15 protein-coding genes are annotated in these 19,530 nt (G+C 61.3%); 10 read left to right on the forward strand and 5 right to left on the reverse strand.

The window, feature by feature from the left end:
* The first annotated feature begins 105 nt into the window (after nt 1-105).
* Entirely contained in the window at nt 106-2,271 is a 2,166-nt protein-coding gene (locus PVA48_RS08780) for a family 20 glycosylhydrolase (protein ID WP_423231603.1), read from the forward strand.
* Nucleotides 2,272-2,289: 18 nt separating this feature from the next.
* On the opposite strand, the gene PVA48_RS08785 is transcribed toward PVA48_RS08780, so the two are convergent.
* Nucleotides 2,290-3,669 carry an alkaline phosphatase family protein gene (locus PVA48_RS08785; RefSeq protein ID WP_249853118.1) on the reverse strand — a complete coding sequence of 460 codons (1,380 nt, stop codon included), beginning with the start codon at nt 3,667-3,669 and terminating at the stop codon, nt 2,290-2,292.
* 80 nt (nt 3,670-3,749) lie between these two features.
* Here PVA48_RS08785 and rph point away from each other — a divergent pair, with 80 nt between their 5' ends.
* The 3 genes from rph (at nt 3,750) to PVA48_RS08800 (ending at nt 6,689) form a co-directional block, all read left to right on the forward strand.
* Nucleotides 3,750-4,541, forward strand: a complete 792-nt coding sequence (gene rph, locus PVA48_RS08790; protein ID WP_251828029.1) for a ribonuclease PH — start codon at nt 3,750-3,752, stop codon at nt 4,539-4,541.
* A 191-nt stretch (nt 4,542-4,732) separates the two neighbouring features.
* Nucleotides 4,733-5,491, forward strand: a complete 759-nt coding sequence (locus PVA48_RS08795; RefSeq protein WP_022396552.1) for a type II secretion system protein — start codon at nt 4,733-4,735, stop codon at nt 5,489-5,491.
* Nucleotides 5,492-5,840: 349 nt separating this feature from the next.
* Nucleotides 5,841-6,689 carry a PEP-CTERM sorting domain-containing protein gene (locus PVA48_RS08800; RefSeq protein ID WP_102726618.1) on the forward strand — a complete coding sequence of 283 codons (849 nt, stop codon included), beginning with the start codon at nt 5,841-5,843 and terminating at the stop codon, nt 6,687-6,689.
* Nucleotides 6,690-6,843: 154 nt separating this feature from the next.
* Here the strand turns inward: PVA48_RS08800 and PVA48_RS08805 are convergent, their stop codons facing one another.
* The 3 genes from PVA48_RS08805 to PVA48_RS08815 are packed head-to-tail and all read right to left on the reverse strand — an operon-like array spanning nt 6,844 to nt 8,920.
* The gene (locus PVA48_RS08805; protein WP_423231604.1) at nt 6,844-7,239 is read right to left on the reverse strand and encodes a discoidin domain-containing protein; all 396 of its coding nucleotides are present in this window, start codon (nt 7,237-7,239) and stop codon (nt 6,844-6,846) included.
* Nucleotides 7,236-8,270, reverse strand: a complete 1,035-nt coding sequence (locus tag PVA48_RS08810; RefSeq protein ID WP_423232511.1) for a discoidin domain-containing protein — start codon at nt 8,268-8,270, stop codon at nt 7,236-7,238. The genes PVA48_RS08805 and PVA48_RS08810 overlap by 4 nt, the downstream gene beginning before the upstream one ends.
* Complete coding sequence (locus PVA48_RS08815; RefSeq protein ID WP_309557248.1) at nt 8,267-8,920, reverse strand: alpha-L-fucosidase; 654 nt, start codon at nt 8,918-8,920, stop codon at nt 8,267-8,269. Before PVA48_RS08815 ends, PVA48_RS08810 begins: the two co-directional genes overlap by 4 nt.
* Before the next feature lie 190 nt (nt 8,921-9,110).
* Between PVA48_RS08815 and PVA48_RS08820 the strand changes: the two genes are divergently transcribed.
* Nucleotides 9,111-9,788 carry a M23 family metallopeptidase gene (locus PVA48_RS08820; RefSeq protein ID WP_022396555.1) on the forward strand — a complete coding sequence of 226 codons (678 nt, stop codon included), beginning with the start codon at nt 9,111-9,113 and terminating at the stop codon, nt 9,786-9,788.
* 21 nt (nt 9,789-9,809) lie between these two features.
* Entirely contained in the window at nt 9,810-10,463 is a 654-nt protein-coding gene (gene nadD, locus PVA48_RS08825) for a nicotinate (nicotinamide) nucleotide adenylyltransferase (protein ID WP_423231605.1), read from the forward strand.
* On the opposite strand, the gene truA is transcribed toward nadD, so the two are convergent.
* The gene (truA, locus tag PVA48_RS08830; RefSeq protein WP_102728456.1) at nt 10,408-11,199 is read right to left on the reverse strand and encodes a tRNA pseudouridine(38-40) synthase TruA; all 792 of its coding nucleotides are present in this window, start codon (nt 11,197-11,199) and stop codon (nt 10,408-10,410) included. The genes nadD and truA overlap by 56 nt on opposite strands.
* A gap of 115 nt (nt 11,200-11,314) precedes the next feature.
* On the opposite strand from truA, the gene PVA48_RS08835 reads away from it, so the two are divergent.
* From PVA48_RS08835 to PVA48_RS08850, 4 genes are read left to right on the forward strand one after another with little or no spacing between them, the layout of a single operon-like run.
* Complete coding sequence (locus tag PVA48_RS08835; RefSeq protein WP_423231606.1) at nt 11,315-12,094, forward strand: hypothetical protein; 780 nt, start codon at nt 11,315-11,317, stop codon at nt 12,092-12,094.
* On the forward strand, nt 12,054-12,620 hold the full coding sequence (locus PVA48_RS08840; protein WP_423231607.1) for a hypothetical protein: 567 nt from the start codon (nt 12,054-12,056) through the stop codon (nt 12,618-12,620). The genes PVA48_RS08835 and PVA48_RS08840 overlap by 41 nt, the downstream gene beginning before the upstream one ends.
* The gene (locus PVA48_RS08845; RefSeq protein ID WP_423231608.1) at nt 12,620-17,803 is read left to right on the forward strand and encodes a hypothetical protein; all 5,184 of its coding nucleotides are present in this window, start codon (nt 12,620-12,622) and stop codon (nt 17,801-17,803) included. Before PVA48_RS08840 ends, PVA48_RS08845 begins: the two co-directional genes overlap by 1 nt.
* Nucleotides 17,790-19,421, forward strand: a complete 1,632-nt coding sequence (locus tag PVA48_RS08850; RefSeq protein WP_102721919.1) for a hypothetical protein — start codon at nt 17,790-17,792, stop codon at nt 19,419-19,421. The genes PVA48_RS08845 and PVA48_RS08850 overlap by 14 nt, the downstream gene beginning before the upstream one ends.
* Nucleotides 19,422-19,530: the final 109 nt, after the last annotated feature.

Below are 19,530 nucleotides of genomic sequence, written 5' to 3' on the forward strand. Positions count from 1 at the left end.
AGAGGAACCGGCATGTAGTGTTAAAAGACCAGGGGAGAGGGACAGGTTTTCAGCTCCGGAAGTCCTGTTTTGACAGGAATTGAGACGGGAGGGCGTAAATAAGGAATGTTTTTGTCCAGAGTTTTCAGCATTCCTGTACGGTTTTTTATTGCCCTGCTGGTTTGTTTCCCGTGGGAGCTGCTGGCAGGGGAGGTGGTAACTGCGCCTGTGCCGGAGTTTTCCTCCCCTGCGCTGATTCCCTATCCTTCCAAAGTCGTCAGGGGTAAGGGTAGCACGCGTTTTAAAAGCGTTCATGTACATTTGGGCCGGGATGTTCCCCGCAGAGATGACCTGGTGAGGGAAATGAAGGATGTATTCAGGATATCCGGCATTCCGGCTGCCGTGAGCAAGGATGTTTTTGAGGAAGGTTCCCTGACATGGGAGTTAAGCCTGGACGCCGGAATTGAGGGAGAAGCGTATGTCCTGTCCGTCACGCCGGAAAAGACAACTGTCAGGGCAGGGGACTTTGGCGGTTTTTTCAATGCCCTGCAAACGCTGCGGCAGCTGGTTTCCAAAGAGAAGGAAGGTTTTTTCATGCCGTCCGTGCAGATCAGTGACGAACCCGCCTTCGCCCTGCGGGGTATGATGCTGGACGTGGGGCGCTATTACATGTCTCCCGCGTTTATCAAGGAGCTGATGCGCCGGGTTTCCCGCTACAAGATCAATACGCTGCATCTGCATTTGACGGATGATCCCGCGTGGAGGCTGGAGGTGAAGAAGTATCCGGCTTTGACAGACCGCGCTTTTCACTGGAAGTCACGGTTACCGGGCAAATTTTATACGCAGGAACAGTTGAAGGACCTGACGGATTATTGCGCCCGGCTGAATATCCAGGTGATTCCGGAGATCGACATGCCGGGGCACAGCCAGCCGTTCGCCAAGGCCATGAAGACCGGCATGCAGACGGAGAAGGGCATTTCCATACTGAAGGATGTCGTGGACGAGACCGTTGCCCTGTTTCCAGGAAGGTTTTTTCACATGGGGTCCGACGAGGTGCACATTACGATGAAGGATTTTATTCCGCGCATGGCGGAGTATATCCGCGGGAAGGGCAAGGAGGTGATCGTGTGGTCGCCGGGTGGCCCGCACGATAAGGATTCCGTGCTGATGTGCTGGGGCGAGAGCGAGGCCGGAGCCCGGATGGACAAGGGAATGAAGCGCATTGACAGCAATGGCTTTTACATTGACTGGGCTGATTCCCAGTCCGGCGTATACCAAGTGTTTTTCCAGCAGCCCTGCGAGGTGCCGCAGGGGGATGAGAAGGCGTTGGGAGCCATCATGCCCGTGTGGTGCGACGGGAACCTGAGCAGTGAGAAGAGGGTGCTGGAACAGTATCCCCTTTACCCCTGCGTACTGACGTTTGCGGAGCGCGTCTGGCGCGGGAGCGCCACCAAGCGGAAGGATTACATGGCGCAGCTCCCTCCCAGGGGAACGGCCGGATGGGCGGAGTTCCGGGAGTTTGAACAACGGCTGGCTTCCCACCGTGACCGGTTTTTCCGGGACGTTCCCTTTGCGTACGTGAAGCAGGCGGATATGGCCTGGAGCCTGATAGGGCCATTCGACCACCGGGGTAAGAATGACACGTCCTTTGAACCGGAGCGCAAGATTGCGCCTTTCTACCGGGACGGGGACAGGACGCTGGAGTGGAAGAAGACGCCTGTTTACGGTGGAGCCGTGCATATCAGGCACCTTTTTGCGATGTTCAATATGCACCGGAACCAGTACCGGCTGGACCACTGGCCCACGCTGATGTCGGGGGACGTGGGAAAGGGCAGCGGAACCTGCTATGCGCTGACTTCCATCCGCAGCCCGAAGGATCAGGAAGTGTGGCTGATGGTTGGCCTGAACGGCATGTGGGGGCATTCAGGCGGGTACCGCAGTGCCCGTGCTCCGGAGCAGGGGAGCTGGGATTTTTCCGGCGGGGACGTGTGGCTGAACGGAAAGCGCGTGAATCCGCCCAGGTGGCCGTTCAGGAGCCTGCCCTGGACGGATTGGGGAAAAGGCCGCATTGAAGAAGCCCCCCTGACCTGGGAGGGGTATTTCTGTCCCCCCGTGAAGGTGAAGCTCCGCAAGGGATTGAACCGCGTACTGATACGCAGCGTGTTCGGCCACTGGAAGGGGGACAACGGGCAGAGAAGCTGGTTTTTCTGCTGTATTCCCGTCCTGTGGGATGGTGTCCATTACCGGGAGGTTCCGGGCCTGGAATATGATCCCCGCCCGGACGCCCGCTGACAGGCAGGCTTCCTGCCGTCACTCTTTTTCAAAGGCGGAGAGGATGGCCTCATGCACGTCCTGCGCGGAACGGATTTCCGGCAGGGATGCCGGGCCGATGAATACGGGCTGCTGGTTTGCGGGTACCCGGTCCCTGCCATGGGAGCCTTTCACCTGGTCTCCGTTGAGGGGAATGATTTTCATCAGTGCGCGGAAGCCCAGCTTTTTTTTCAGCAGGAAGGCGGCGGCGTGGAACATGGGGAAGGAGAGGGTCGGGTCAAAGAACATTTCCGCCGGATCGTAGCCGGGCTTGCGATGGATGTCTACGCAGCGGGCGAAGTCCGGGGCCCTGGCGTCGTCCAGCCAGTAGTAGTAGGTGAACCACGCATCCGGGGCCGCGACGGCAGTGAAGTCCGGCAGGCGTTCCTGCGCCGCAGGATTCAGGCCGGAGAAGTCCGTTTCCCTGGTTTCCTCCACTCCGGGGGTGGCGGCGAGCAGCGTTTTCACCTCTTCCTTCACGGAAGGGTCGTTGATGTAAATATGGGCTGTCTGATGGTCCGCCACAGCAAAGGCCCGGGAGGCGCCGCAGTCCAGCATTTCCGTACCCATTTCCGGTTTGACGGCGATCCAGCCCCGTTCACGGAAGAGGCGGTTGAGGGCAATGCTGCGGGAGACGTCGGAAATGCCGTATTCACTGAGGATAACGGGGGTGACGCCTTCCTGTTCCAGAAAGTCGACCAGGTCGCAGAGCAAACCGTCCATGGCTTCCGCCGCCCGGGCCGCCTGCATTGAGGAAGGGCCGAATTTCTGAAGGTCATAGTCCAGGTAGGGCAGGTAGATGAGGTTGAGGGCAGGGCGGTGTTTCCGTTCCACCCACCGGGCGGAGTCCGCTATCCATCGGGAGGACTGGATGCCGGCCATGGGGCCCCAGAAGGTGGGGAAGGGGAATTCCCCCAGGTCTTTTTTAATGGTCTCCCGGAGTTCCATGGGCTGGGTGTAGATGTCGAAGACCTTGCGGCCGTCCGCCGGGTACATGGGGCGCGGCGTGATGGTCCAGTCCGCCGTGGAGTACATGTTGTACCACCAGAAGAGCTTGGCGCAGGTGAAGCCGGGTCCGTACCGTTCCCGCAGCTTTTCCCAGAGGCGCGGTCCCTGCACCAGTTTGTTGGATTGCTTCCAGAACTGGATTTCACTCATGTTCCGGTTGTACCATCCGTTGCCGGGGATGGCGTGCTCCCGCGGGGAAAGCCCCGTCACATAAGTACTCTGCGCGGAGCAGGTGAGGGCCGGAAAGGCAGGGGGGAAGGAGGAAACGCGCCTCCCCTCCGCCCAGGCGGAGAGTCGCGGCATGTGTTCCATCATCTGGCGGGAAAGGGCCACCACGTCAATGACGGCCACACGGGTGCGAGGGAGTTTCATGGAAGGGATATTAGCGGTTTGATGCGGGAATTCCATCTTTCCATTTGAAAAAAATGGCGGCATCCGTCATGATTCCCCGCATGGAACGTCAGGATAAACGACTTGTGGACCAGTTGCGCCCGATCAGCTTTGAAACGGGGATTGCCCCGAATGCCACGGCCTCCGTGCTGGTGACCTTCGGCCGCACCAAGGTGATTTGCGCCGTTACGATTGAGGAGGATGTCCCCCGCTGGATGAAGGTTCAGCGTGTGGAGGGCGGCTGGCTGACGGCGGAGTATTCCATGCTCCCCTATTCCACGCTTGACCGCAAGCGGCGCGATATTACGGCAGGGAAGCTGGACGGACGTTCCAGCGAAATCCAGCGCCTGATAGGCCGCTCCCTGAGGGCTGCCGTGGACCTGGGCAAGATCGGGCAGCGCACGATCTGGGTGGACTGCGATGTTTTGCAGGCGGACGGGGGCACCCGGACCGCTTCCATCACCGGGGCTTCCGTGGCCCTGGCCATTGCCGTGAACAAGCTGGTGGCGCAAGGCAAGCTGGCGGAGTCTCCCATGAAGAGGCTGGTTTCCGCCGTTTCCGTGGGGATGCTGGGCGGGGAAGCCCTGCTGGACCTTTGCTATGTGGAGGACAAGGATGCGGAGGTGGATATGAACCTGGTGATGACGGACCGCGGTGAGTTTGTGGAAGTGCAGGGCTCCGGGGAGGAGGCCGTGTTTACGGCGGACCAGATGAGCCGGATGCTGGAACTGGGCCGCAAGGGCCTGGAAGAGATTGCCGGGCTTCAGCGCCAGGTGATCGCCGATGCGGACAAGCCGGACGCCGACGCGCTGGAAGGGCTGAGCGCCTTTTTCGGCAGCGGCAGGCAGGCATGAATTTCCCATGGCGCGGGATTGTTCCGGCTCCCGGCAAACGGGGGCCGCGGAGGAATCCCGGCGCCCTTCCAGGCCCAACATTTTTATGAGAATATGCTTGTCCTGACTGGGAAATCACGTTAATAGTAGAGACGAACATAGATAACCACGTACGGTTTTCTTAAACTGTAAACATTCCATCATATCCAACAATGAAAGTATCTTTTGCAACACGCCAGTTACGCAGGGGGTTCACCCTGATCGAACTTTTGGTTGTTATTGCCATTATCGCCCTGCTGGCTTCCGTGGCGTACGGTCCGATTCTGAACCAGATCAACAAGGGCGACCAGATGCAGGCCCTGACCAACATGAAGAACGTGGGTGTGGCGATGAACGAGTTCAAGTCCAACAGCAAGCTGGGCAACTTCCCCGATGACATCACCGCGGACCGCGTGGTGGCGCAGCACAATTACATGAGCGGCCTGGGCGCGCTCCAGGGGGATACCTCCAATGACTACTTCCGCCAGCTTCTGGGCAATGAGTCCGTTTCCGAAAGCAACTTCTACGCCAAGGTGCAGACTCCTTCCGGCGGTTCCACCGTTACTCCCGACGGTGAAATCTATGACGGCAAGGCCCTGACCCCCGGTGAAGTGGGCTTCTCCTACGTCATGCGCAAGGGTGACAATAACAAGAAGGTAGGCATTGGCAGCTCCGTGGGTGAATATCCCCTGATGGTTACTTCCGTGCTCCCCGGTGAAGACGGCAGCACCGTCGTGGCTGGCAACGCCGTCCGCTTTGACCCGGAAAGCTTCCGCGGCAAGGTTCTGATTTTCACGACCGCCCAGAGCGCCAAGACTCTGGAACTGGATGACAACGACAACCTTCAGGACACCTTCATTCCCAAGAGAAGGGGCAAGGATGTCAGTGATCAGTTCCTGATTCTCACGCCTGATTTCAGCGGCCAGGAATAAGTTTTTTCCGTTAGCATGATTTGCACAGGGCGCATCCTTAGGGATGCGTCCTTTTTCATGCCCCTTCACTGGAATCTGGAGCATTCCGAACCGCCGGTCCACACCGTATGACAGAAATGGCCGGCCCGGTAAAAAGAGGCAGCGGCCACGGTTGGTCCGGGAACAAGGAGTAAAAAACGTTGTTGGATTTCCCCATGTTTGTTTGGATTGCATTTGATTAGCTATTTTTTATATCTGCCGCCGGATAGCCGCATGATGGGGCAGCGGAAAGGCGCGGCCCGTGAGCTATTGTCATTTATGGGTCATCCGTTGTGCGCTACGGAGTGGTCATGGTTTCAATACACTTATCATGACCAAGATTGTGATTGCCCTGTTATCCTTAGCGGCGCCACTGGCATGCGCCGCCCTGCCTTCCGGTTCACCCTCCGGAGCCGCCGCCCCTGGTGAGGAGAAGGTGGTTCAAATGAAGGGCGTCATGTCCTTGTCTCCCGCTATGGTCAAGGAGATCAATGAAGGCGGAGCCCTGACTATTTCCTCCCCCTCTTTTCCTTCCGGTTATTATACCGTGTACCGTTTTGTTTCCTCCCGCGGGAATGTAGTGCAGGCTTTTTCCGTGTTGGAGAGAAACCAGCTCCAGGCCCTTGGGATGGCTCTTCCCGTGCAGGTAAAGGCCCGGGAAGAGCTGGATGAAGACGTATCCTGGAAGCTGGAACGGGAAGTGGTAGCCATGTTTTCCTATGGAAGATCCTATATGCCCCATTGTGAGGAAGTCCTGGTGCGGGAGGCCGTGTACGGCCCCTTGTCCGGCGCGATGGTTTCCCATGGCGGCGGCGGAGGATTTTACGGAGGGCCTCCCGGCAGGGGAAACGGGTTTGCCGCCAACCAGCTTAAACCAAGTCTTCCGGATAATGAGGCCAGCTCCAAGCCGTCAGACGACAAGGAGACGCCTGTTTCTCCGGACAGGAAGCCCGACGGAGGGACAGAGGCGGCCGGAGATGAGGCTGTGGCTGATTCCGGGAAGGAAGAGCTTTCTCTGGATTCCCTGCTTACTGAAAATACGGTGCCGACGTCTTCTCCCGATCCCAAGACGCTGCGTTTGCCGGCGTCTCTGAAGGCGGAGGCCGTTCCGGAACCGTCTTCCGCCATGCTGGGCATGTTCGGCATCGCCTGCCTGCTGATGCGGCGCAAGCGGAGTTGAACTCCGGTCCCGTTCTCCATTCCGGTTTTCCAGCCGGGAAGGAATGGCTTTTCTTTTCCACGCCGGAACATGGTTTGCAAACAGGCCGTGTCATGAGAAAGGCGTTCCGGCCTGAAAAAGCCGGAACGCCTTCATGCAGCTAAGTGAATGGATTTTATTTGCCTGCGGGCGTGCCGAAGACGTTGATTTCCGCAGCGGAAGCACTGTTGCCGTCCAGCGAGTTCGTGCCGGTGAAGCGGAAGTAGCGTACGGGTTCCTTGACGTTCTTGAGGTTGACGGATTGCTCGATGGGATTGGCGCGGAGGTTGGAGAATTCCCCTTCCGCCGCCTTCGTCCAGGTTTTTCCGTCCGGGCTCACTTCAAACTGGTATTTGTCCGTCATTCCGGAGGTTTTTCCATCCTGCCTGGGCAGGTAGGAGAAGCTGGAGACCTGGTAGGGTTTGCCCATATCCACCACAAAGGATTGGGGCGCCTCAGCCTTGGCGAACCAGGAGGTTTCCGGATTGTCGTCAATGGCCGCCGCAGCGTTTCCGGAAGTGGCGTTTTTCACCTTCCACCCGGTTTTGCTGATGCCGAATTTGGCCTGGCTGACGGGACCCAGCTTGCCGTTGGAGAATTGGCAGCGAGCCTTGACAGTGCCGCTTTCCGCAAATTTGGCGCCCTGTCTATAGACGGGGAGCCTTCCTTGGGTTCGCTGCCGTCCGTCGTGTACAGGATTTTGTTCTTGCCGTCCGCAAGGATGATGAGGTTGTCTCCGCGGCGGAAGATGGAGGGCCGCACGGCGCCTGCCGGCTGGCGGAAGAGGGAGAATTCAGAGATGCAGGGCGTGGCCTGGCTGCCCGTGATGCGCAGGCGCAGCTTCTGGGCGGTGATGGGGCGGTTCAAACGCCGCATGACCTGGTTGCCGATGGTCTTTCCTTCATTGTCGATGCAGACCCATTTGCCGTTGATGAAGGCGTCAATGTTGAAGGAGTCCACACGCTGGCCCAGGCGGATCTGTTCGCGCAGCCGGATGACGTCGAAGGTGGCGGGTTTGGGCAGCGTAATGAAGGCGGTGGGCGTCAGGTTGTCGTCCTCCACGGCCCAGTAGGTTTCCATGTTGCCGTCCGTCATGTTGGAGGGGGCGAATTTTTTGTCATTGCCGCGCGTCTGGGTGGCCGTGACGGTGGCGCCCAGGGCATAGTCCCTGGCATACAGCTTGTCGCGCAGTTCCTTGAATTCCATCAGGGATTTGACGTCCGCAGGGTCCAGTTTGCCGGTTTTGTCCGCCGCCACGTTGAGGATGAGGTTGGCTCCGCGTCCCACGGAGTCAAACCATACCTGCATGAGTTCTTCCGGGGATTTGACGCGGGAAGCCTGCCCCTGGTGCCAGAACCAGCCGGAATGGTTGATGGTGGTGTCCCCTTCCGCCGGCACCCAGCGTTCTCCGCCGCGCTTGCCGGTTCCTCCGCCTCCGCCGTTCAGCCCCACGGTGCTCCAATGGGGGTAGTTGACGTGGCCCTTTTCAGAGCCGCCCCAGCGGGCGTCTCCGTAGTGGCCCGCGCCCCAGATGATGCAGTTGGGCTGGATTTTGCGGATCATCTCCACGATTTTTTCAAAGTTGTAGTACTTTTCCGCGTCGCCGATGTTGCGCTTTTCCTTGGCCCCTCCGTAGTAGCCGTCCCCCCGTTGGCGCCGTCAAACCAGATTTCAAAGACGGGGCCGTAGTTGGTCAGCAGTTCGCGGATTTGCTTGTAGTAAACGTCCAGATAGCCTTCCTTGCCGTAGTCCGCATTGTTGCGGTCCCAGGGACTGAGGTAGGTGCCGAATTTAATGCCGTGCTTTTTGCAGGCCAGGGCGAATTCCTTGACCACGTCTCCCTTGCCGTTTTTCCACGGGCTTTTGGTGATGTTGTGGTCCGTGGACTTGGTGGGCCACGCGCAGAAGCCGTCGTGGTGCTTGGCCGTATAAATCATTCCTTTCATGCCGCCCTTCTTGAAGGTGGAAACGATGTCGGAGGCATTGAAGTCCGTAGGGTTGAAGATTTTCGGATTTTCGTCGCCATAGCCCCATTCCCTGCCCGTGAAGGTATTCAGGCCAAAGTGGATGAAGCCGTAGAATTCCATGCGCTGCCAGTTGACCTGGGAGGGGGTTGGCACCGCCCCGTAGGGCTTGGGAGGGTCTGCGGCCCAGCCGGGCAGCATTGAAGAAGAGAGAACCGTTCCGAGGAAGAGGGAGGCAAGCTTGTTCATGCAGAAAAAACGTGTGTTAAAAAATACGGGGAATGTTCCACCCTTCTTTCATACGGGGGCTTGGCTGTCAAGTTGAAAGGGAGGGTGGAAGGGGAACGAAGGGGGTTAGCAGGCTCTAACTTCGACATGCGGGGAATTCCGCTTGATACGGGACCGGGGTCCGTTTAGCATACAGAGGACTTTTGTTCCCATGTCCTATTTCCGTTTTTTACTGCTGGCGCTGGTTCTTCTGACCGGTTCCGCGTTTATCAGCGAGAGCGCTCCCGTTTACATGGCCCGGCGGGACAGCAAGTTCGCGCTCGTCCCTCTTTGCGACGGTTTTGATTTTCCGGTAGGCAAGCCTGACGGCAACGGCTATTACCGGTCCCGCGGCCTGCGCGTGAAAAGCCCCCGCCACATGGGCGAGGACTGGAACGGCAACAGCGGGGGCAATTCCGATCTGGGCGATCCCGTTTATTCCGTGGGCCACGGCGTGGTGACTTACGCGGCGGACGCCCGCGGCGCGTGGGGAAAGGTGGTGATTGTCCGCCATGCCTTCCGCGAGCCCAAGTCCGGAAAGGTTCTTTGCTGCCAGACGCTTTACGCCCATTTGAATGATATTAACGTCGTGCTGGGGCAGTTGGTGCTCCGCGGCACCCAGGTGGGCACCATCGGCACGAACCGCGGCATGTATCCGGCCCACCTTCATATTGAACTGCATTACAATCCGGACGTGAATTGCGGCCAGCAGGGTATTCCCAAGACGGAGCGCAATTACGGCCGCCTGACGGATTTCATCACCCGCTTCCGCCGCCTGCCTCTGGAAAAGAGGATGGTGCGCGTGCCCATCGGCGGGTTCCTGCCTTACAAGGGCACGGAAGGACTTTGATTTTTTGACGGATGACGGACGGTGAAGCTGTGCATTTTCGGCGGTTCGTTTGATCCCGTGCATGAAGGGCACGTTCGTGTGGCTGCGCATGCGCGTGAGTACTGCGGGCTGGACCGTGTGCTGTTCATGCCGTGCTCCCTGTCTCCGCTGAAGGAGCAGGCCCCCGCCGTGACGGATGACCAGCGTTGCCGGATGATTGATCTGGCGCTTCGGGGACTGGATTGGGCCGTGCTTGACCGGACGGATTTGAATCTTCCGCCGCCTTCGTGGTCTTGGAGAGTGGCGGAGTGCGTAGCGGACCGTTATCCCGGCGCGGAGCTGTTCTGGCTGATGGGCAAGGACCAGTGGGATTCCCTGGAACAGTGGGGCCGCTGGGAGCACCTGGCCGGGCTGGTGACGTTCATCGTGTACCACCGCGGCGGTGAACCGGCGCCCAGGGAAGGGGTGCGCGCCGTTTTCATTGAGGGGGATGAGCCCGCTTCTTCCACCCGTGTGCGGCATGATTTGCGTACGGGCGTATGCCCCGTGCCTCATTTGAATCCGGAGGTGGAGAGCCTGATCAGGCGGGAAGGCCTGTACGGCGCGGCGCGCAGCTGGGGGGAAGCAGCCTGTTTTTACCTCATTCCTGCTTGTTTCCGGGGGCTTCCTCCGCGTAGTGGACCTGCATCAGCGTGAGCCCGTCCGGCGGGGCGCAGAACGGGCTTTTATCATCCGGGCGTGGGTAGTTAATGAGGCGCGCCAGTTCGTCCAGCGTGATTTTTCCCCGCGCGGCTTCATGAGCGGCTCCTGCCATGAGGCGCACCATTTTATAGAGAAAGCCCGTTCCGGTGAGGGTGATGAAGACACGTTCCCCCTCCTGCACCACCTGCGCCTGCGTGATGGTGCGGAGGAAGTAGTCCGCCGGGATGGGGCGCGGTTCATTGCCGCGCAGGGCCGCAAAGGCCGTAAAGTCATGCGTTCCCAGAAAGAGCCGGACGGCTTGCTCCAGAATGTCCGTGCTCCAGGCCAGTGGACGGTGCCAGGCCAGCCCGGCGTCAAAAGGGCTGAGGACAGGCGCACGGGAGATACAGTAGCGGTAGGTTTTTCCCGCCGCGCTGAACCGGGCGTGAAAGCCTGGGGGAACGTATTCCGCATGGGTGATCCGTATGGTCCGGGGCAGGCGGGTATTGAGGGCGGTGGGCCATTTGTCCGCAGGAATGCGGTGGGTGTCCGGCGCATCCACATGGAAGACCTGGCCCAGCGCATGCACGCCGGCATCCGTCCTGCCGGAGCCGTGGATGCGGACGGCGGAGCCGAAGAGGGCGGAAAAGGCGCGTTCCAGGGCGTCCTGTACGGTGCGGCCTCCCGGCTGGCTCTGCCAGCCCAGGTAGGGGCGTCCATCGTACGCGGTGGTGAAACGGATGCGGGGCATGGGGCCGATTGTGTTGGAACGGTCCGGTTTTGGCAAGCGGCAAGTACCGTGCGGTGACGGTTTGGAATGGATGCCGTGCGTTCCGTCCGCTCCCTAGCTTGGAGGCCATAAAAAGATGGCTATACGAATACAGGATTTTGGAATGCTGCATGTGGCTCCGGATTTGTCCGGCGTGATTCCGTTGAACGCGTTTGAAGCGCAGGCCGCCGGAGTGCGGAACCTGGCTGCGGGCGCGATGGATTTGGCAGGAACGGCGGGTGCCGCGCTGAAGGAGATGCAGGAGGTGAGGGATGCCGGGCAGTGGGCGCAGGCCCGCGACGGCCTGTACCGCTTTGAACAGGACGTGATGCGGGAGCTGGAGGCCGGCGGGGAGCCGGACCGCCTTCAGGAGAAGTGGAAGAAGGCTTTGGCGGAACGGCTTCCCGCCTACCTGCCGGGCCGGATGTCCGCCCCGGTGAGGGAGCGCGTGGAGCTGGCGAGGGAGAACCTGGAGACTGCCGGAAGCATTTATTTGCAGAAGATGTCCCGGCTGGGCCAGTTGGAGGAGGCTCGGCGGTCCTGGGCCGGAGGGGTGGAGTCCGCCGTAGAGCAGGGGGAGGATTCCCTGGCCGAACGCAGGATTGAAGAAGGCCGCGGCGTGTTTGTGACCGGAGATGAAGCCTCCCGCATGGCGGAGGAAGCTCGTGCCCGTGTGGCGCTGAACCGGGCGGTGGAGGAGGTTCGCCGTGATCCGGCCGCGGCAGTGCGCCTCGTTTCCCGGGAGCGGGAAATGCCTCAGACCCCGGAGGAAAGAAGAGTGGCGCAAGAGGCTTCTGCGGCATATGGAGAGCTGAAAGCGGCGTTATGCGGATGCTGTGGCGGCTACCGTATCCGGCGGCGGCCTGCTGCGGGATGACGGGCTGGCGAATGCGGAGAAGCACGGCTTGATCAGTTCCGAGCAGTTGAGGCGTTATACGGCTTCCAGGGACCGGAGGCAGGCGGCGGAGTTTTCCGGCGTCAGTATTCCGGGAGACGACATGCTGCTGTGCCGCATGGCCTCCCTGATTGATGAGGATTGCGGAGGAGAGGGGGATGCGGACGCCATGATTGAAGTGGCTACTTCCGGCCTGCCTGCGGCGCAGGTGGAAAGACTCCTCCGGCGGCGGGAGGTGATGATGAATGTTCCCCTGGAGCTGCGCCGCGCGGCTTCCCGCCGCCTGTCCTCCATGTTCCGGAACGGAGCCTGGGGACCGCCGGAGGACGCCCGTGCGGTGGAGGAATGGAAACGCGTCCAGATGGAGTTGGCGGAGGCCGTGCAGAGGTCTCCGGAACAGCCGGCGGAGGAGATGGAGAAAGTTTTTGAGAAGGAAAACCGCCTCCAGGATGCAGGCTGGGTAGGTTTTATGGATATGAATATGAATAACGGAAAGGAAGGCAAGTGATGATGGAAGATGAGAGGAACCAGGAACAGGACGGGACATTTTTGGTAGAAGAAGGCGTGCCGGAAAAGGCCTCCGCAACGATGGAGGAAAACCGGTTGCAGGAGGAGAACGCGGTATCCGCAGTCCCTTCCGGCGCGGGAGAATTCCCGGAGCAGGGGGCGGCGGCGAAGGAAGAGTACTGGAACAGCGTGCTGACGGGAGATGTGATGACCATTCCCCGGGAGGTCAGGCAGAAGGCGGAAGCGATGTATCCGGCGGGAACGGCTGACCGGGAAAGGATTGCCGCGTGCGTGATGCAGTCATGGGTGGCGGATTCGGGGGAAATCCCCCGCGAACGCATCCGGAGGGACTGGAAGAGTATCCGGGAAGAGGTGGCGCGGCAGTATGGAGCGTCCGGCAAGTCTGATGACGAATTGTTTGTGGCCGTCTCCATGCACAACCAGGTGCGCCTTTCCCAGCGGGAGACCTTGTTTGAATTGTACCAGGAGGAGTATGACCGCACGCTGGCCGGGAGTGGAACGGCTCCGGACGAACGGAGGAAAGAGGCTGTTTCCGCGTGGCCGGAGGAGATGCAGGCCGTGGCGGACCAGTTGAAGAGCAGGGCCGTGTCCGACGCCCTGGATGACAGGAACCGTCTGGCGGACGCCGCCGGAATTATCCGCAGGGGGCTGGAAGGGCTGGTAGCCAGTGAGGCCCCGGCGCCGGAAGGTTTTCCCGCCGTGCAGGTGAACCGGAAGGCGGTTGCCGGAGTTCCGGACGTCGTTCGCGCCGTGGATTGTCTGGCGTCCCTGGAGGACGGGGACCGGCGGAAGGTGTTCCGCATGATGGCCCCCTACCTGCGTTCCCGGCCCGCTTTCCGGGATGCCCTGGGGAACGCGCTGAAACGCGGAGCAGCGGAAGCAGCGGAAAATGTGGCTCATCTGGCCGTGAACGGTGCGGCCTGGGCCCTCCCGGAAGGCCGGGAGAAGGAGGCGTTGGACAGGTATTCCCGGAGTTTTGAGGAACTGCGGAATTTTGCCAGGATGGAGTTTGCTCCCCTGCGCGGAGGAAAGGATGCCCCCTGGTTCCGGGAGATGCTGGTGGACATGGCCCAGCAGGGCGCATCCACGGCGCTGGCGTTCAGCGGCCCGGCCGGGCTGGGACTGCTGATGGCCGGGGAGACGGGCCGCCACATGGCGGATGCCCGGCGCATGAATCCGGACGGCGTGTTTGACGCCCAGATGGGTGGCGCGGTCGTGTCCGGGGGGATGAACACCCTGCTTTCCTTCGGGATGACGAAGCTGGGCCAGCGGATGCTGGGGCAGGGGATGCGCGCGTTCCGGGCCATGAGGTCCGCTTCCGGGAATGTGGGAGCGGTTCTTTCCGGAACGGGAGCCATGGCGGCGGATGCCGTGAAGATGGCGGCGGAGAACAAGCTGATGGAGCTGACGCCCATGGTGGCCCAGGAAGGCGTGGGAGCGTTGACGGACAGGGTGTCCGGCGTGGACTGGGAGGGATGGAAGGAGCGGCAGATGTCCGTGGACGACCAGTTGAGGGAGGCGGCCATGATGATGCCGTTCCTGCTGATCGGCGCGGGAAAGGCTTCCCTGCACCATTTCCGCCATGCCGGAACCTTGCTGGGGGACGGAGAACCTCTGAAGGTGTTTGGCATTCCGGATGAAGCGGTAACCCGCATCCTGCGGGAGAAGGACATGCGCCGTGCCGGGGAGTTGCTGCAGAAGTCCCTGCGTGATTCTCCCCTGTGGGGATCCCTGTACATTTCCAGAAAGGCGCTGGAATGGTCCCGCGCGCTGGATGAAGCCGGGGAGCCTTTTTTAAGGACGGAACAGGACGTGAGGGATTTTCTGGAACTGCCTTCTCCCGTGCGCACGAAGCCTTGGAAGATGAGGGATTTTCCGGAGTCGGAAGCGGTGTTGAAAAAACTTTTTCCCCATCCGGACCATGCGGCGGCCAGGACCAAGTGGCTGTTGCGGGCCGGGCTGCCCCGCGTGGGAGAGTCCGCCGCGGCGGATGGCCGCCGCGTTTATGAGGCGGAGCCGGCCCCCGGCATGGAGATGAAGAGAACCCGGGGCCGGAGTTCGGTAGAAGAGGCCCTTTCCTCCTGGTATGAAGCCCTGTGCCGTATGGAAGAGGAAGACCTGGGGCTGGCCAGGAACAGGAACGGGAGGGAAATTCCGTGGCGTTTGAGGAATGCGGCGGATTACGACGTGCAGGCGGACGCCCTGCGCCGCGCGTTTGTGGAAGACAGGCTGAAGAAGCGCGCCTACCGCCCGTACAGGATGCTGCTGCTGGCTTATCCGGAGGAAGCGGGGCGTAGCGGTTTTTCCGGCAGGGACTGGGACGCCGTCACCGTGGAAATGGAGCGCCGGACGCGCGCCAATGTTTACGAGGGAGTGATGGAACGGGTGCACGGCGCTTCCCATGAGGAGGTGTCCGGGCATGTGGCCCTTCGCCTGTGGGAGTCGTTTTGCCGTGATGAGGGTTCCTGTGCCAGGGCGCGCCGCTGGCTGGAGGAAGGGAGCTCCCTGCTGAACGCTCCGGATTTGCTGGCCGGGGCTTCCGGTCCGGACGGCCTGGCCGCCGCCCTGTCCAGGATGAGCGGCATGATGGCTTCCCTGGGGGACCGGGAACGCCACCGGGTAAGCCCGGAGCTGCGGGAGATGAACCGCATGGTATGGGGAACCCAGGCGGATGTGAACAGCTTGTACCAGGTGCTTCCCAATATGAAGGAGTTTGACGTGCATGTAGGGCGCGGCTACACGCCGGTGGAGAGTTACGGGCGGCTGCTGTCCCGTTTTCTGGAAGTGGAACCGGAACACGTGGCCCGTTATGCCACCGTGCTGGATGCGCCGCGGCTGCATGCCGGTCCGGAGCGGGCGGTTCCGCGCGTTTATCCGGGTACGCAGAAAGCGGTGGAAAATCTTTCCCGCCTGACTCCGCGCCTGTTCCAGTCCTCGCGTGGGAGCGGAGGCGGGGAAAGGCTGTGGCGGGTAAAATATCCCAATGGCAGGTGGTCGGCCTGGCATCCTTCGCAGGAGGCGGCGGGAACGGACCTGATGGCCAATGTCTCCATGATGTTTTCCCCCGCCTGCACGGCCAAGAGGGATTTGATCCGGAGCTGGGAATGGCACGCCCGCAGCGGGCATCCGGAATGGGATACCAATTATCTGCGGCTGACCGCAGGACTGGAAAACGTGCAGGGGGAAAGGCTTTCCTGCCTGTATGACAGCCTGACGGCCATGGCGGTGGCGGATATGCTGAAGGCCGGTTACGGCGTGCGGGGCGCCGTGGGTTCAGGGGACCGTCTGGAGGTGACGGGCAGGGGCCGCGTGGCCGCTGAAACGCTGATGAGCCATGACGCCCTGCGGGAACGCATGGATATCCACGGCAAGTACGTGGGGGACGTGCAGCGGCTGGGAGTGGATGCGGACAATCAGCCCGTTCCCTCGGCCAAGGGACTGGTGATGCACCGGCTGCGGCTCCATAATACGGAGAATCCCCTGGCCTTGATTGAGGACAAGGCGGAGGTCGTATGGGACCGGCTGATGCGCACGGACCAGCTTTCCCCGGAGGACGCGTGGGAGATGCTGAAACGTCTGGGCCGCGTGCCGCGCCGCAGGGCGCTTCCCGGAGAAACGGAATTGATTGAAGAGCTTTCCCAGCTCTCCAAGGAGTATTTTTTTGCCCATCTGGACCATGACGCCGTGCCGGAGACGGTAGCTTCCTGGGCGCGCTACGGGGCCGCAAGCCCGGACAAGGCCCTGGAACCTCTGGAGGAATTGGTGCGCCGCGCCGGGCTGCTGAAGAAAACGCTGAAGGAGGGGCCGGAAACCGCCGAATTCATGGGCATGCTCCGTGAAACGGTGGGAATGAATGACCGGATACGGGCTGAACGCGCCTGGGACGCAGGCGGTGAGGAGGTGCGCCTTCCCATGATGGAAAGGTACGCCCATAGCCTGATGACCGGCAGGCTGCTGTCCACCGCGCCGGACCACGTGAGGGAGGACCTGCTGCGTTCTCTGGCCGCGCTGGACGGATATGAGGGCGGGTCCGTCCGCAGGATGGAACGGCTGGCGGAACACCGCATGACGGAACTGGCACGGGCGCTTCAGGAGTTTCCCCAGTTGAATGCATGGCGTCCGGACCCGGAGCATCCCGGCCTGTACCTGCATTTGGTGAAGCGGCCGTTCAAGGCCGGGAAGGGAACCCTGCGCGCGAAGGATGTTTCTCTGGAAGCCATGGGAGAACTCCTGCCGGAACCTGTTCTGGAGGCCCCCCTGTATATGGAGGAGGATTTTTCCGTCAGGAGCGGCGTTCCTGCCCCTGCCGCATGGCGCAGCCGTCCGGAGGTAATCCGTGCGGTGGAAACGCTGGACGTGGTGAGGCGGGATTTTGCAGCCCGGCCGGAAGCCGCGGAGTCCGGCGTCATCTGGCAAGGAAGAACCTACCGGATTGATTCCTGGACGGCCCCCGAAGGGGTGGCAACGGCCTGGAGCCGGGAACTTCCCCTGGATGAAGCCGCCTCCCTGATTGATGTTCTGGACCGCAGGCAGGAGGAAATGAGAGGGGGCATGCTCCCCTTCCTGCCTGATCCGGAGGAGGCGCGCGCGATGTACGCCAACTGCGTGATTTACCGTGACCCGGACGATCCGGGGCATACCGTTCGCCTGATGCCGGGCATTCCGGAAAGCCCCGTACGGCAGGCGCGCGCTCCGTATGTGGTGCATGCGTGGAACGGCGTTTACCTGGACAGCCGGGGTCTGCCTGCGGCGTCCGAGCGGGATTCCTATATTCCGCTGGAGCGCTTCACAGGCGCGGGAGAGGAGCCTTCTCTGGAAACCGCTCGGGAGAGCCGCGCCCGGTCCCTGGGCCGGATTCTGGAAACGCTGGGGGATGCGGATGCGCAGGAACGCTGGTGGTGGAACAGGGAGCAGGCCGTTGGGTGCTTCATGGAAGACGTCGTCAGGCTGTATGAAGAGCTGGGGGTACGCTCAGGCTATCTGAGGGGGGAGCTTGACCTGCTTGATCCCGTGATGGTTCAGGCTCTGCGCTTCGTCTCCCACGTGCTGAACAATCCCCTGGCCTACCGCCTGCCCCTGGACAAGGGGACGGAGGCCCTGAAGGGAATGACCAGGGAGGGAGTCCTGCTGAAAGAACTAGTGGAGGAACATGGAAACTTCTAATCATCTGACGGAATCCTGGAGCCAGCCTTGGCAGTCTGTCCTGTCCAGCCAGCTCTGGAGGCTGGAGCACCTGTACTGGATAGAAAACAAGGCCGGGCAGCTCCAGCGCTTCTCCCTGAACAGGGCGCAGCGGCGGCTGCATGAGCGGCTGTGGTACAGGAACGACATCCTGAAGGCGCGCCAACTGGGCATTTCCACGTATGTGGCCATGCTGATGCTGGACATGAGCCTGTTCCGGTCCAATTTCCATTGCGGCATTATTGATAAGAGCCTGCCGGACGCCCAGCAGAAGCTTGCCAAGCTGCGTTTCGCCTGGGACCATCTGGATTACGTGCCGCCCGACCCTTCCGCGATGGATGTGGCCCTGGCCCGGCTGGGAGAGAGAATCAAGAGCCTGTCCGGCGTGGAGAAGAAGGGGGAATGGCGGCCCTGCACGTCTGCGCGCAACCGCCTGGCTTTCGCCAACGGGAGCGACGTGCGCGTGGGGACGAACCTGCGCGGGGGCACCATGCAGTTCCTGCACGTTTCCGAGCTGGCGCATGTTTCCGTGCACGCCCCGTGGCGTGCCAGGGAAATCCGCACGGGGGCGATCAATACGGTGCCCCCCGGCGGCTTTATCCTGAAGGAGAGCACCCATGAGGGCGGCCGGTATGGCGTGAATTACGAACTGACGCGCCAGGCCATGGAGAACATGGGCAAGAGCGAGCTTTCTCCCCTGGATTTCCGGTTCTTCTTCTTTAGCTGGTTTGACCAGGAGGAGTACACGTTGCCGGGGCGCGGCAGATGGAGCCGGGAACTGGACGAGTACTTCCTTTCCCTGGAACGGGAAACCGGGGTGGCGCTGGATGCGGGCCAGAAAAGGTGGTACGCCAGGATGGCCCGCGTGATGGGGGCGGCCATGAAGCAGGAGTACCCGGGAACGCCGCAGGAAGCTTTCTCCACCGGGGAGGAGGGGAGCATTTACGGCAGCCGCATCATGGCCCTGCGGGAACGCGGGCGCGTGGGGACGGAGTTTGCGGCGGACCCGGACGCCCCCACCTTCACGGCGTGGGACCTGGGGTTGAGCGATCATACGGCCATCTGGCTTGTGCAGGTGATGGGGGACAGCTTCCACTGGCTGGACCATTACGCCGCCAACCAGCAGCCCCTGGCCCATTATGTGGAAAAAATGAAGGAATGGGAGAAGGCGCACGGCGTGGCGGTAACGGCCCATCTGCTGCCCCACGACGCCGCGCGGAGGGATGCCCACGGCATTTCCTACGTGGAGAACATGTCACGTCTGGGATTGGCGAACGTGCGCGTCGTTCCCAGGACCACGGACGTCTGGCGCGGCATCAATACGCTGCGGGAACTGCTGGAGCGCAGCTTCTTCCATGCCCGCACCCAGGAAAGGGTGCGCGGCGTGCGCGGAGAGGAAGAGCCCGGCGGCGTGGAACATCTGGAATTGTACAGGTCCAGGCCGCCGGGTGCGGGCGGTTCCGTGGTGGAGAGCCCCGTGCATGACGGACATTCCCATACGGCGGATGCCGCGCGCACATTTGCAGAGGCGTGGTCCCATGGACTGCTCCACGGGCCCGGGAATGACCGGGGCCGCGGCAGGCGCGCACGGATGTGGTGATGGAAGGAAAACGGGGCCGGGAAGAGATTTTTTTGATTGATGGTTGACAGTTTTGTCAAAAAGCGGTTCCTTTTTCCGGCTTTCCGTTGTCTAACGCAGTGATGCGACT

Origin of the sequence: Akkermansia sp. JRP_AM1, assembly GCF_049262625.1 — a bacterium.
Lineage (GTDB): Bacteria > Verrucomicrobiota > Verrucomicrobiia > Verrucomicrobiales > Akkermansiaceae > Akkermansia > Akkermansia massiliensis.